This is a genomic window from Streptomyces sp. NPDC028991 (genome assembly GCF_055564775.1).
The window spans coordinates 333434-346211 of sequence record NZ_JBVHVP010000003.1 but is presented as its reverse complement, the minus strand read 5'-3'; the positions used below and the strand labels follow the sequence as shown (position 1 = coordinate 346211).

Below are 12778 nucleotides of genomic sequence, written 5' to 3'. Positions count from 1 at the left end.
TCCGCGGCTCTGCGGGATCTGACTGGACTGCCTGGACGGGACCTGCGCTGAACAGGGGTTTCGCGGTTCCTGGGGTACTCGTGACGCGGATGCCACTCCTTCGGGGACACCTTGTCCCTTCCCAGGAACGTGTGTGCATACTAATTTGTAAAGCGCCATGACGAAATAGTCGGCGGCGAGCGATCGGCAGCGAGTGAGGAGTCACGGAATGAACTACCAGCCCACTCCCGAGGACAGGTTCACGTTCGGTTTGTGGACGGTCGGCTGGCAGGGCCGGGATCCCTTCGGTGATGCCACCCGGCGGGCGCTGGACCCGGCGGAGTCGGTGCGGCGCCTGGCCGAGCTGGGCGCGTACGGGGTCACGTTCCACGACGACGACCTGATCCCGTTCGGGTCGAGCGACACCGAGCGCGAGGAGCACGTCAAGCGGTTCCGGCAGGCGTTGGATGCGACCGGCATGAAGGTGCCGATGGCGACGACGAACCTGTTCACACACCCGGTGTTCAAGGACGGCGCGTTCACGGCGAACGACCGTGACGTGCGCCGGTACGCGCTGCGCAAGACCATCCGCAACATCGACCTCGCGGTGGAGCTGGGCGCGAGTGTGTACGTCGCCTGGGGCGGCCGCGAGGGCGCGGAGTCCGGTGCGGCCAAGGACGTGCGGGACGCGCTGGACCGGATGAAGGAGGCCTTCGACCTGCTGGGGGAGTACGTCACCGAGCAGGGCTACGACCTCAAGTTCGCGATCGAGCCCAAGCCGAACGAGCCGCGCGGTGACATCCTGCTGCCGACGGTGGGGCACGCGCTGGCGTTCATCGAGCGGCTTGAGCGGCCGGAGCTGTACGGGGTGAACCCGGAGGTCGGGCACGAGCAGATGGCGGGGCTGAACTTCCCGCACGGGATCGCGCAGGCACTGTGGGCCGGCAAGCTGTTCCACATCGACCTCAACGGCCAGTCGGGTATCAAGTACGACCAGGACCTGCGCTTCGGTGCGGGCGATCTGCGAGCCGCGTTCTGGCTTGTCGACCTGCTGGAGAGCGCCGGGTACGCCGGCCCGCGGCACTTCGACTTCAAGCCGCCGCGGACCGAGGACCTCGACGGGGTATGGGCTTCGGCGGCCGGCTGCATGCGCAACTACCTGATCCTCAAGGACCGGGCAGCCGCCTTCCGTGCCGACCCGCAGGTGCGGGAGGCCCTGGCCGCGGCCCGGCTCGACGAGCTGGCCCGGCCGACCGCCGAGGACGGCCTGGCGGCGCTGCTGGCCGACCCGACCGCCTACGACACCTTCGACGTGGACGCAGCCGCCGCCCGGGGCATGGCCTTCGAGTACCTCGACCAGCTCGCCATGGACCACCTCGTCGGCGCCCGCTGAGCGGTCCTCCTCTGTGCGAAGGCTCCGGCCCCCTCCGGTTCACGGGTGAGGCCGGAGCCCGTCGGGCCGTCGGGCCCCGTGGCGGCCGCGAGTCCGTCACCGCGGCCGACGGGGAGGGGCCGTGGGCGTTCGTCCTGGCCGCGGGACTTTCACCAGACAGTCCGCACCACCGGGCGTTCGGTTGTTGCGGTTGCGGTTGCGGTTGCGGTTGCGGTTGCGGTCGCTGTTGCTGTGCTGCAAGTGATCTTGTTGCTGTTGCTGTTGCTGTCGCCGTCGGGGCGTTGCTCCGGCCTCGCCGTGTGGCCTCGCCCCGTCAGGCATCTCCCCGAGGCCGGGACGGCTCGGCATCCGCGCGGGCCGTCGGCACCGTTCCTCGCCCAGTCCCGGCACCGGCGCCCGCGGGGGCTGGTCGTCCCTCGCCGGGCTCCCGGCGTCCGCGCCGCCGACGGCACGTCGACGGCACGTCGACGTCACGCCGGCGCCGGGACGGTGTCAGGGCTCGTCGTCGGCCGCAAGTGCCGCCGTGGCCAGAGCCGTCGCCGGGTCCTGCGCGGCGCCGCCCGCCGGGACCCAACGACCGTGTTCCTCGCGGTACGGCCACCACCGGCCGTCGCGGTCCAGACGGAGCTGGTGCGGCGCGCCGACGACGGACCACCGGTTGGCCCGCGCGCGCAGTGACGGCCGTTCGTCCTCGTCCCAGGCCGATTCGAGTGCCGCACGCGCGCGTGCGAGCGTGTCGCCTTCCACGGTCCATTCCTCCTCGAGCACCGACAGAGCGACTCCGCCCCCGAGCCGCCACGCGCGTACGGCGGTGGCCAGCGCCTCCCGGGTGCGCCCCGAGCCGTCGCCGAGGCGGTGCAACACGTCCGCTCCGGGGTCGCCCGCGGCCAGGCGCACCGCGTCCTGCGAGGCGGTCGGTTCCACGCACAGTGCCTGCCGGCCGTGTCCGCTCCGCAAGGCCTCGGCGAGCAGGCGATGCGCCTCCGCCGCGGCCCGGGAGGCGAGGAAGGCCAGAGCGGACGGGTCGACGCCCGTAGGCGGTGCGCCCTCGGTGTCCAGTGAGGGCGGTGCACCCGGTCCCTCCCGGAGGCCGGGCAGGGTGGGCAGCGGAGGGAGCACGTGCCCCGCCGCGTACGCCTCGGCGGCGTCCACCCCCTCCGGACGGGAGACGGCGTCCTCTGCGGCCGTCTCGCCGCGCGCCTGAAGGGCGTCGAGTACGGTGTCCTCCGCCCGTCCGCGCATCAGCAGCAGGACGAAGGGGTCCTGGTCCAGCAGCCTGGCGACCTGGTAGCAGAGCGCCGCGGTGTGCCCGCAGTGGTCCCAGGCGCCGCAGTCGCACTCCGGTTCCAAGTCGCCGAGGCCCGGCAGCAGATCGATGCCGGCGCTCGCGGCGTCCTCCACGAGGTGCGGCGGCATGTCGCGGTCCAGCAGCGCCGCGACGTGCCCGGACCGCTCGATCGCCATGTCGGCGAAACGGTCCCACTGCGCGTCGGACAACTGCTCCAGCAGGACATCGGCCCGATGCGCCGTGCGGTCCCGGTCGTGCACGACCGCGGTGATGCGTCCCGGGCGTACGGACACCGCGCCGACCGCTCCCGCGCGCGCGAGCCGACGGCCCGTCTTCACCTGCGCCGCGTCCATGGCCGCGTCCTCGAGCGCCTTCAACCAGGCCCGGCCCCACCAGGTCTGGGCGAAGCCCTGCCCGTGCGCGGGCGGCAGCGCGGCGAACGTCCGCTCCGTGTCGTCGTCGTACCGGGTCATCGGGTACCTCCTCGCAGCCCGACCAGGTCGGCCAGTTCCTCGTCCGTCAGCTCCGTGAGCGCCGCCTCGCCCGCTCCCAGCACCGCGTCGGCCAGGTCCTGCTTGCGGTTCAGCAGTGCCGCGATGCGGTCCTCGATGGTTCCCTCGGCGATCAGCCGGTGCACCTGCACGGGGCGGGTCTGGCCGATGCGGTAGGCACGGTCCGTGGCCTGCGCCTCGACGGCCGGATTCCACCATCGGTCGTAGTGCACGACGTGCTCCGCGCGCGTGAGGTTGAGTCCGGTGCCCGCCGCCTTCAACGACAGCAGGAAGACCGGGACCTCACCGTCCTGGAACCGCCGCACCATGGACTCCCGCGCCGTGACGGACGTGCCGCCGTGCAGGAAGAGCGAGGGCACGCCGCGGGCGGCCAGGTGCTGTTCCAGGAGCCGTGCCATCTGCACGTACTGCGTGAAGACCAGCACGCTCGCCTGCTCGGCGAGGATGGTGTCGAGCAGCTCGTCCAGCAGCTCCAGCTTCCCCGACCGGCCGGTGATGGCCGGCCGGTCCTCCTTGAGGAACTGCGACGGGTGGTTGCAGATCTGCTTGAGGTTCGTCAGGAGTTTCACGATCATGCCGCGTCGCGCCATGCTGCCGGTTCCGGCGATCTCCGTGAGCGCCTCGCGCACCACCGCCTCGTACAGCCCCGTCTGTTCCGCGGTCAGCGACACCGGATGGTCGGTCTCGGTCTTCGGCGGCAGCTCGGGCGCGATTCCGGGGTCCGACTTGCGGCGTCGCAGCAGGAACGGCCGTACCAGCCGCGTCAGCCGCTCCGCTGCCGCCGGATCCTGACCGCCCTCGACGGCCTCTGCGTAGTGCCGGCGGAAGGTGCCGAGCCGCCCCAGCAGCCCTGGGGTGGCCCAGTCGAGGATGGCCCACAGTTCCGAGAGGTTGTTCTCCACCGGGGTGCCGGTGAGCGCCACGCGCGCGCGTGCGCCGATGGCACGCAGTTGCCGCGCGGTCTCCGAGTACGGGTTCTTCACGTGCTGGGCCTCGTCCGCCACGACCATGCCCCACGGCACGGCGGAGAGCCGGTCGGTGTCCAGCCGCATGGTGCCGTAGGTGGTGAGCACGAACTCGCCGTCGGCGAGGTCCTCCAGGTCGCGCCGGGTGCCGTGGAAGCGGCGTACGGGGGTGCCGGGTGCGAACCGCTCGATCTCGCGCTGCCAGTTGCCCATGAGGGAGGTCGGGCAGACGACCAGGGTGGGTCCGGCCGCGGACTCGTCGGTCTGCCGGTGCAGATGCAGGGCGATCAGCGTGATGGTCTTGCCCAGGCCCATGTCGTCGGCGAGGCAGCAGCCCAGACCCAACGACGTCATGCGCGCCAGCCAGCTCAGTCCCCGCCGCTGGTAGTCGCGCAGCGTGGCGTCGAGGGCGGCGGGCTGCGCGACGGCATCCTGCGCCTCGGGGTCGGCGAGTCGTTCTCGCAGGGACGCCAGCCAACCCGTGGGACGCACGTCGACACGACGCCCGTCGACCTCCGTCGAACCCGTCAGGGCCGCGGCGAGGGCGTCGACGGGCGTGACCTTGCGGTCCTGCCGGCTGCGGGCGCGGTGGACCTCCTCGGGGTCGACGAGCACCCACTGGTCGCGCAGGCGCACCACGGGGCGGTTGGCCTCGGCGAGCAGATCCAGCTCCTCGCGCGTGAGCCGGTGCTCGCCCAGGGCGAACGACCAGTTGAAGGCGAGCAGCGCGTCGGCGGACAGGAACGACGGACCGGTGTCCGACGAGGCCGTGCGCGGCGACGGCTCGTCGTCGGGCGGTCCGACCTCCGCACGGGAGGTCAGGTCACGGGCCAGCTCCCTGGGCCAGTGCACGTCGACTCCGGCGCCGGAGAGGGCCAGGGCGCCCGCTCCGAGGAGCTCGGTGACCTCTTCGTCGGCGAGCTCGACGGCGTCCGGCACCGCGGCCGACAGCAGCGGCGTGAGCGCGGGCCAGGCCCGCGCCGCCCGGCGGAGCGCGAGCAGGGCGTCCATCCGCGCGCGCGTGCCGAACGCGTCTCCCACGGTCCCGGCCCACACCTCGGCGGCGTCCGCGACGAGTGCGGGATCGTGCACATCGTGCACCTGGAGCACGGCCCGGAACGCGGGTCGAGCCTCCTGGGAAGCCACGTCCGACAGGCCCCGCACCTCGACCCGCAGCGACAGCCGTACTCCCGTGTCGTGTCCCGCGGCGACATCGGCCGCCCACTCGCGCAGCTCGGGCAGCCGCTGCGGCTTCCGCGCGGCGTAGGCGGGCGCGGCCGTGACGAGTTCGGCGGCGGGGGAACGGGGCAGCGTGTCGGCGACCGCGTCCAGGAAGGCGCGGACCAGCCGCTCAGGGTCGGGCAGCCGCAGGGGTTCGGCGTCGTCGAACGGGACCGCGTGCGCCTCGGGCGGCGTGGCGGCGGCGAGATGACGGACCCGTTCGGTTTCCTCCGCGCCCAGCGGACCCGCGCGCCAGGCGTCGTGGTCGGTCGCGGACAGGCCGGGCAGCAGCAGGCCACGGGCCACGAGGTGCAGCGCCTCCACGGCGACCGCGCCCCAGAAGACGGTCGCCCGGTGGCCGTCCGCGTTCTCACGCGCGCGCGTGAGAATCGGCAGCGCCGCCCGCACCGGCAGCAGCGCCGCGGGCACGGCGGCCGTACGCACGCCGTCAGCGTCGGGCAGCGCGACCGTCAGATTTTCCATGGTCGCCGAGGAGACGGTCACGGGAGCCTCGCCGTCGGGCCGCCAGAACGCGACTCTGCCGCTGCGGGCGGGATCGCCGGGCAGGAAAACGGCACAGCAGCGGGAGAGTTCGGCAATCTCGGAGGGTGTGGCCGGAAGGGTGGTCTGCGCAGCGATGACGTATTCCTCAAATTTGACTAGCCAGGGATGCGGTCGCTGACTGTACATGATTCCCAAGGCCGCGGGGTGTGGCCGAGGCGTGGTGTGGGTCACTATTCAGATGAGGAGGTGCTCTCTGCGGACGGGGGCGCCGACGGTCTCTCAGGGGTGCGTAAGGGTCCGGCCTCAGGGACGTCTCAGGGTCGCGGTACGGAACCGTCGGGAGCGCGGGTCCGTTTTCAGGACAGAGAGCGGCAGTGGCCGCGAAGGAGGCGACACCATGTCGAAGAACGCGAAAGTCGCAGCGGGGGGAGTGGCGGCCGGGCTCATCCTGCTGATCTGGCTGCCCTGGTGGGCCGCCCTGCTGATAGTTCTGGGAGTCCCGGCCGCCGCGTATCTCACCCTCGACCCGGCACAGCGGCGCAAGCTGCGCCGAGTGACACGCAAGGAGATCGGCCGTTGAGGAGCTGACGCCGCGTTTCGGCCGCCTCCGTAAGGGCGCAGGAGCCGACCACGTCGCCGTCCGCGGGCCTGCCGATCGTGTGGTCCGCGGGTGGCGGGGTGTCCCGCTCCACCCACGCGGTCAGTGCGTCGAAGGCTGATCGGAAGCAGGGCAGGATCGGCCGCAGCCTGTCGGGATAGGTGTCGTACAGCCCGTCGACGTGCGTGCCGCCCTCGACCGTGTAGTAGCGGTGCAGCTTGCCTCGCCCCCTGGCGTCGATCATGCGCGCGTACACGTCGGAGTCGGCGGCCTGCGGCAGCAGCGCGTCCAGATCGCCGTGCAGCGTGATCAGCGGCTTGCCGATGCGTCCGGTCAGTGCGACGCGGGCCACCGCACGGTGAACGGAGGCGGGGCGTTCCGCGTAGTCGTAGGTCGCGTCGGACCGGCACGGCGCCAGGATCTCCTCCAGGGTCGCCCCGGCGGTCGGTCCCGGGCAGCGGGGATCGCGGGACGGGTCGAACTCGGCCCGGTAGATCTTCTGCGTCAGGCCCCAGTAGGCCTTCTCGTGGTACTGCCAGAGGAATTCGGAGCCTCGCGCGAAGCCCGCCGCGTACAGTTCCTCGTCCTGTGCCGCGCCGAACATCCGAGCCACCGTCACCGGCAGGGACGTGAGGAGGCTCGGGCCGCTCGCGGTCCACAGCGCCCCCTCCCAGTCCACGCCGCCGTCGTACAGCTCCGGGTGGTTCTCCAGTTGCCAGCGGACGAGATAGCCGCCGTTGGAGATGCCGGCGATGTAGGTGCGACGCGGCGCGTGCCCATAGCGCTGGGCGGCCACCCGGAGGGCGGCCCGGGTGAGCTGCGTGGTCCGTGCGTTCCACTCGGCGACCGCGTCTCCGGGCCGGACCCCGTCCCGGTAGAAGTCCGCTCCGCTGTTGCCCTTGTCGGTCGCGGCGTACGCGTACCCCTGGGCGAGGGCCCGGTCGGAGATCGCCCTGTCCGTGGCGTACTGCCTGCGGGTGCCCGGAGCGCCCGTGACGACGAGGCCGCCGTTCCAGTGGTCCGGCAGCCGGATCACGAACTGCGCGTCGTGCCGCCATCCGTGCGTGTCGTTGAAACGGGAGGAGTCGGGGAAGTATCCGTCGACCTGGATGCCGGGCACTCCGGACGGCGTCCTGGTGCCTTGGGCCGTCAGCCCGGCCTGGTCGGCGAGGTCGGTGTAGGGGGTCCCCGCCAGCCCGGTGGTGGTCAGGTCGTCCAGGCAGGCCCCGCGCTGGAGGGCCGCGCCCGGCACGCGTACACGCTCCTGGCGGGCGCAGTGTCCGCCTCCGCCTCCGTCTCCGTCACGGGTTGCCGCCGAGGTGGGCGGCGGCCCCATGAGCGAGACCGCCGCCAGGACGGCGGCGAGGAACGGGACACCACGGGGAAGACGCATCAGGGCCTCCAGGCGCGACGGGGAGTGGAGCTGAGGGCTGCCCCATCGTGCGAGCCCGCTACGTCCTCTTCCATGGGCGGGAGCCACATGAGAAAAGGGCCGGGCATAGAGGTCGAAGACAGTCGGGGACGCGAGGGCTCCGGCTTCCCGGAGGCAACGAGCCTGGTTGGCCCGGGTCAGCTCGGCCGTACGGCCATCTTGTCGAGGGCCTCCAGGAGCCCGGGCAGCGACGGCCCCCGGCCCACCGGCAGTACCTCACCGGGTTCCTCGTCGAGCAGGATGAACGCGATGTCGTCGGTTCTGGCGACGAGCGACCAGCCGGGGCCGTCGGCACGCAGCGTCCGGGCGTCCCCCGGTGCGAACGAGGACCGGACCCGGCCGAGCGGCGGGGGCTTGTCGACATAGGCGCGGGCCTCGGCGAGCACCCGCCGGACACCGCCGTGCCCGGAAGACCCGGCACCGGCACCGACACCGGCACCGGCCCCCTCGCCCGTGGCCCTGGTCGCACCGTCACCCGTGGCGCCGGTCTCCGTGCCCTCGACGGGACCCCCGACGGCGCCCGCGTCGCCTACGGCGCCGTCGTCCCGGGCGTCGTCCGGCGCGTCATCCACGGAACCGGCGTCCCCGCCCGGCACCGGGAAGTCCGCGTCGTCGATCTGCTCCCGCCACTGCGCCCATTGCAGGGCGATCTCGTCGGCGCCCAGACGCCGCTGCGCGGGCCCCCACACACTGGTGTCCGGCGGTGACAGCGCGGGCTGGTCGGCGGACTCCGGACCGGGGTCGTGCGGCGCGGGGACGCCGGGGGCAGCCACGGCGACCGCGAGGGGCCAGCCGGGCAGCGCGGCGACGACCGTACGCCCGTCCGGCGAGAGGTCGTACTCCATGCCGCAGTCCCAGGAGGCCACGGCAACCGCCACCAGCGAGACGTCGTCGACGACGACTGTCCACCGGGCGCCGTCACCGTCCTGACCCAGTACCAGGCCGTAGCCGTCCGCCAGCGGGGGGAGACCGAGCGCCGCGCACGCCTCCGGGTAGTCGTCGCCCAGCACACTCGGGAACTTCGCCGGCGTCAGCAGCACCGCCGTGAGCACATAGAGCGCATCGTCCTCGGCGGCGACGGCGCCCTCGTCCGTCCCGGCCATCCCAGCCTCCCCATCGGTTCGTCCAATGGCGCGCACCCTAGTGCGCCGGGGAAGTCCTTGTCACGACTCCCAGACGCACCCGAGCTGCGGGTTTCCGGCTGGACGGGGTGAATCGCCCGTTTGTTCCGGACGGGCGGGTCAGGCCGTGGGCAGCCCCAGGAGCGCACGGGCCACGTCCTGCGGCGACTCGTCCCGCTCCCGCGCGAGCGCGACCACGGCCCGGCACGCCAACTCGTTCACCCCGAACGACAGGGCCTCCGGCGACACCCAGCTCGACGCCTCGTCGATCCGCTCCTGGTCGTCGTCGGCGCACGCCGAGACGTACGCGGCGGCGGCCTCGAACAGATTGTGCGAGCGCCGTCCCGCTTCCGTTCGCCGCTGCGTGCGCCGAGCGGCGCGAGATTTGTCCCAGGCCTCGTGGATCCTGCCGAACAAGCGGACCACCCCTCCCTGCCGATAGCCATGGCTGAGCGTGCGTCTCCTGTTGCTCAACGTAGAGTTGAACTTTCGACGGCAGAAGGGGACGGCCACGGTGAAGCGTTTCGAACGACTGGCAGAGATCCGGCGGATGGACCCGTACGAGGACGCTTCGGAGATCTATCGGCTCGCCTCGGCATACGAGTTCCCGTGGGACTTCACCCGCGCCCTCGAACTGGCGCTCTACCGCACCTACGCCGTTCCGAGCATCGGCCGACTGCTGGCCGAGACGGCGGAGTTCACCGACCGGGCGCAGAAGCGGTACGACGACACGGCCCTGCTGCTCGACGCCGTCGTCGAGCACGGCTTCGGCAGCGAGCAGGGCCGCACGGCCATCCGGCGCGTCAACCAGATGCACCGCGCGTACGACATCACCAACGACGACATGCGGTACGTCCTGTGCACGTTCGTCGTGACCCCCAAACGCTGGATCGACGCCTACGGATGGCGCAGGATGTCGCGTCACGAGACCGTCGCTTCCGCCGTCCACTACCGCACGCTGGGGCGGCACATGGGCATCAAGGACATCCCCGGGTCCTACGAGGAGTTCGAAGCCTGCCTCGACGCCTACGAGGCCTCCCACTTCGCCTGGGACGAAGGCGCGCGCCGGGTCTCCGACGCCACACTCGACCTCATGGCTTCCTGGTACCCGAGCCCTCTCGCACCGGTTTTGCGTACCGGGACCCTCGCCCTGCTCGACGAGCCCCTCCTGCGGGCCTTCCGGTACACACCGCCGAGCCCCGCCACCCGCGCGCTCGTACGCCGCGCTGTTCGGCTGCGCGGGCGTGCGGTCCGCCTGATGCCGCCGCGGCGCGCTCCGCACCACGCCCGGCAGAACTGGGAGATCAAGGGCTATCCGAACGGCTACCGGCTGGCCGAACTGGGCACCCGCCCGGTTCCCGGCGTACGGGGCTGTCCGGTCCGCCACATCGACACGTCGGCCGTCGAGTGAACGGACCGTCTCGCGCGGCCGGTTGAGTCGGGCCCGGAACCGGCCGAGGGCCGCAACGGCATCGCTTCCCATGACGCAACGGCATCGTTTCCCATGACGAGGACGATCACGTCCGGGGCGGCCACGCGCGCTGGAGACGTCGGCCCTCTGCGGGCGGCGCTGGTGCGGCGGACCGGCCGACCCACGAGGCAGTGGAGGGCCGGTAGACCCGGGAGGCCGCGAGCGTGCGCGTGGCGTGCGTGCCGGGGGGCCGGACATGACGTCATCTTCGACCGGCCCGCCGCGTTCGCGGTGGCGGTGGCGGTGGCGGGACGGGGCCGAGCCGTCGGCGATCGTCGTGCCGACGGCCCGCACTCGCGCGAGCGGTCGGCCCTCGCCAGAGCGGTCAGCCCTCGCGCACCGCCAGTGCCAGGAAGCGGGCATCCTCGTCGACGTACGACGTCATGCGCCACCCGGAACCGGCGAGCAACGGCCGGAGAGTGGGTTCGGCACGCAGGTCGTCCGGCGTGATCCGCCGCCCCTGCCGGGCGGCCAGCGCAGCTCTTCCGATCGGATGGAACAGCGCCAGAACGCCGCCGGGACGCACGACGCGCGCCAGCTCCCGCAGATTTCCGGCCGGATCGGGCAGGTGCGCCACGAGTCCCGCCGCGAAAACGGCGTCGAGCGTCCGCGACCGCAGTGGCAGCGCCGTGACATCGGTCAGCAGCAGCCGTCCGTCGCGGCCCCTCCCGGCACGTACGGCGGCCTGGAGCATGGCGGGCGTCAGATCGGCCCCGACAACCAGGCCCGCCGGCCCCACGGCCGCACGCAAGGGAGGCAGCGCCCGGCCCGTGCCGCAGCCCGCGTCAAGCACGCGTTGGCCCTCCCGCAGGCCCATCTCGGCGACCGCGGCCGCGTATGCGGGGCCGTCGTCGGGGAACCGGCTGTCCCAGTCGGCGGCGCGAGCGCCGAAGAACTCCTGGACACGCGTGTGGTCGTCGTCACTCATACTCCGCATGATCCCTCAAGGGCGCAGAGGATGCCGCAGCGCACAAGTTCGAACGTGACGCGATCGTTCCAGCGCCTTCCTGTGTCAGATAGCAACAGCTTTCGAAATGCGCCCTCGTTGTGCGCCCTTGCCGGGACCAGCGTCCCGGGGCCAAGGGACACCTGGACCACGCCGCCCTGGGCCGGCTGACTCCCGCGCTTTCGTACGCGATGGCCTGTACCGGCGCGGCCCTCGGGTTGCGCTGCACCGTGCGCGCCCTCGCCGCCACCGGGCGCGCGCGCCGCAACTGGCTCCTCACCGCGGCCTCGGCGATCGGCACGGGCATCTGGACGATGCACTTCGTCGCCATGCTCGGCTTCCGGGTCAGCGGCACGGACATCCGCTACGACGTGCCGCTGACCCTCACGAGCCTGCTCGTCGCCATCGCCGTCGTCTGTGCCGGCGTCTTCGCGGTCGGCACACCGGGCCGGGACCGCTTCTGGTTCCTGTGGGACCAACTGTCACAGGGCGCGCTCGGCGCCGTCGTCCTCGCGGACACCCGGCGCCTGGCGGACTGCTTCCCGGCGGTGGACTACTTCGAGCACCGGCGCATTCCGTTCGTGGTGGCCGTCAACCGCTTCACGGGAGCGCGCCGCTACCACGCCGAGGACGTCCTGCGCGCCCTCGACCTCGACGGCGGAACGCCCGTGGTGCTGTGCGACGCCCGGGACCCCGACTCGGGGAAGGAGGTGCTGATCCGGCTCGTCGAGTACGCCGGACGGATGCACGCCGCCCGGCTGCTCGACTCCGTGCGCTGACCGGGCCGGCCTCCTCCGGCCGGCCCGGCCGCAGGCCCCTCCCACCGGAGGGGCTCAGTCCGCCACGGCCTTCTGAGCCAGGACCTTGTCCACGGTGACGCGGACCAGGAGCTCGCCCGGCACGCCGTTGCGGGCCCCGAACTCCTCGGCGCGCTCCTCGCCCATGTACCGAGCCCCGATCCTGGCGGCCCAGTGCCGGAGTTCGCCGAGCTCCTCCGAGATCCGTGCGCGCCCCTGCAGCACGACGAAGCCGAAGGGCGGCCGGTCGTCGTCCACACATAGGGCGACCCGGCCGTCACGGACCAGATTGCGTCCCTTGACGGTGTCCTTGCCGGTGTTGAACACCACGTCGTCCCCGTCCAGCAGGAACCAGATCGGAGCCACGTGCGGGCTGCCGTCCGCACGAACGGTGGAGAGCTTCCCGGTGCGGGTGCCGTCCGAGACGAACGCCCGCCATTCCTCATCGGTCATCTTCTGTGCCATGCCCCCATCCTCCTTGCCCGGAGCACAAGCGTGGTGAAGGCTGGCGGGCAGATCCTCCGGCCAGGAGGAGAGTACGCACACGGGGA

General features: G+C 72.3%; 11 protein-coding genes. 4 read left to right on the top strand and 7 right to left on the bottom strand.

Annotation, left to right across the window (positions count from 1 at the left end; all coding sequences use genetic code 11):
- The first annotated feature begins 208 nt into the window (after positions 1 to 208).
- Positions 209 to 1372 carry a xylose isomerase gene (gene xylA / locus ACZ4V1_RS09170; protein ID WP_468331743.1) on the top strand — a complete coding sequence of 388 codons (1164 nt, stop codon included), beginning with the start codon at positions 209 to 211 and terminating at the stop codon, positions 1370 to 1372.
- 492 nt (positions 1373 to 1864) lie between these two features.
- On the opposite strand, the gene ACZ4V1_RS09165 is transcribed toward xylA, so the two are convergent.
- Together ACZ4V1_RS09165 and ACZ4V1_RS09160 are read right to left on the bottom strand one after the other, a co-directional pair.
- Positions 1865 to 3133 (bottom strand): SWF or SNF family helicase, encoded by a 1269-nt coding sequence (locus ACZ4V1_RS09165; RefSeq protein ID WP_468331740.1) that lies wholly within the window; start codon positions 3131 to 3133, stop codon positions 1865 to 1867.
- Positions 3130 to 6048 carry a DEAD/DEAH box helicase gene (locus ACZ4V1_RS09160; RefSeq protein WP_468331738.1) on the bottom strand — a complete coding sequence of 973 codons (2919 nt, stop codon included), beginning with the start codon at positions 6046 to 6048 and terminating at the stop codon, positions 3130 to 3132. The genes ACZ4V1_RS09165 and ACZ4V1_RS09160 overlap by 4 nt, the downstream gene beginning before the upstream one ends.
- 211 nt (positions 6049 to 6259) lie before the next feature.
- Here ACZ4V1_RS09160 and ACZ4V1_RS09155 point away from each other — a divergent pair, with 211 nt between their 5' ends.
- Positions 6260 to 6442: a hypothetical protein gene (locus ACZ4V1_RS09155; protein WP_468331735.1), complete on the top strand. Its 183-nt coding sequence runs from the start codon at positions 6260 to 6262 to the stop codon at positions 6440 to 6442.
- Here the strand turns inward: ACZ4V1_RS09155 and ACZ4V1_RS09150 are convergent.
- The 3 genes from ACZ4V1_RS09150 to ACZ4V1_RS09140 form a co-directional block, all read right to left on the bottom strand.
- A complete protein-coding gene (locus ACZ4V1_RS09150; protein WP_468331732.1) occupies positions 6378 to 7853 on the bottom strand; it encodes a tannase/feruloyl esterase family alpha/beta hydrolase in 1476 nt (491 codons plus the stop codon). The two genes, ACZ4V1_RS09155 and ACZ4V1_RS09150, sit on opposite strands and share 65 nt — an antisense overlap.
- A gap of 176 nt (positions 7854 to 8029) precedes the next feature.
- Positions 8030 to 8995 carry a hypothetical protein gene (locus tag ACZ4V1_RS09145; RefSeq protein ID WP_468331729.1) on the bottom strand — a complete coding sequence of 322 codons (966 nt, stop codon included), beginning with the start codon at positions 8993 to 8995 and terminating at the stop codon, positions 8030 to 8032.
- A gap of 138 nt (positions 8996 to 9133) precedes the next feature.
- Positions 9134 to 9430 (bottom strand): hypothetical protein, encoded by a 297-nt coding sequence (locus tag ACZ4V1_RS09140; protein ID WP_468331726.1) that lies wholly within the window; start codon positions 9428 to 9430, stop codon positions 9134 to 9136.
- 97 nt (positions 9431 to 9527) lie between these two features.
- Between ACZ4V1_RS09140 and ACZ4V1_RS09135 the strand changes: the two genes are divergently transcribed.
- Positions 9528 to 10424: an oxygenase MpaB family protein gene (locus ACZ4V1_RS09135; protein ID WP_468331723.1), complete on the top strand. Its 897-nt coding sequence runs from the start codon at positions 9528 to 9530 to the stop codon at positions 10422 to 10424.
- Between the two features lie 385 nt (positions 10425 to 10809).
- Here ACZ4V1_RS09135 and ACZ4V1_RS09130 read toward each other — a convergent pair whose 3' ends face one another.
- Entirely contained in the window at positions 10810 to 11421 is a 612-nt protein-coding gene (locus ACZ4V1_RS09130; RefSeq protein ID WP_468331720.1) for a class I SAM-dependent methyltransferase, read from the bottom strand.
- 200 nt (positions 11422 to 11621) lie between these two features.
- Between ACZ4V1_RS09130 and ACZ4V1_RS09125 the strand changes: the two genes are divergently transcribed.
- Positions 11622 to 12209: a GTP-binding protein gene (locus ACZ4V1_RS09125; RefSeq protein WP_468331717.1), complete on the top strand. Its 588-nt coding sequence runs from the start codon at positions 11622 to 11624 to the stop codon at positions 12207 to 12209.
- 54 nt (positions 12210 to 12263) lie between these two features.
- Here the strand turns inward: ACZ4V1_RS09125 and ACZ4V1_RS09120 are convergent, their stop codons facing one another.
- Positions 12264 to 12692 (bottom strand): PPOX class F420-dependent oxidoreductase, encoded by a 429-nt coding sequence (locus ACZ4V1_RS09120; RefSeq protein ID WP_468331714.1) that lies wholly within the window; start codon positions 12690 to 12692, stop codon positions 12264 to 12266.
- Positions 12693 to 12778 lie beyond the last annotated feature (86 nt).

Coding starts and splice junctions, on each gene's coding strand:
- ACZ4V1_RS09120 (WP_468331714.1), bottom strand. CDS start 12,692: ATGGCACAGAAGATGACCGATGAGGAATGGCGGGCGTTCGTCTCGGAC.
- ACZ4V1_RS09165 (WP_468331740.1), bottom strand. CDS start 3,133: ATGACCCGGTACGACGACGACACGGAGCGGACGTTCGCCGCGCTGCCG.
- ACZ4V1_RS09160 (WP_468331738.1), bottom strand. CDS start 6,048: ATGTACAGTCAGCGACCGCATCCCTGGCTAGTCAAATTTGAGGAATAC.
- ACZ4V1_RS09150 (WP_468331732.1), bottom strand. CDS start 7,853: ATGCGTCTTCCCCGTGGTGTCCCGTTCCTCGCCGCCGTCCTGGCGGCG.
- ACZ4V1_RS09155 (WP_468331735.1), top strand. CDS start 6,260: ATGTCGAAGAACGCGAAAGTCGCAGCGGGGGGAGTGGCGGCCGGGCTC.
- ACZ4V1_RS09145 (WP_468331729.1), bottom strand. CDS start 8,995: ATGGCCGGGACGGACGAGGGCGCCGTCGCCGCCGAGGACGATGCGCTC.
- ACZ4V1_RS09130 (WP_468331720.1), bottom strand. CDS start 11,421: ATGCGGAGTATGAGTGACGACGACCACACGCGTGTCCAGGAGTTCTTC.
- xylA (WP_468331743.1), top strand. CDS start 209: ATGAACTACCAGCCCACTCCCGAGGACAGGTTCACGTTCGGTTTGTGG.
- ACZ4V1_RS09125 (WP_468331717.1), top strand. CDS start 11,622: ATGGCCTGTACCGGCGCGGCCCTCGGGTTGCGCTGCACCGTGCGCGCC.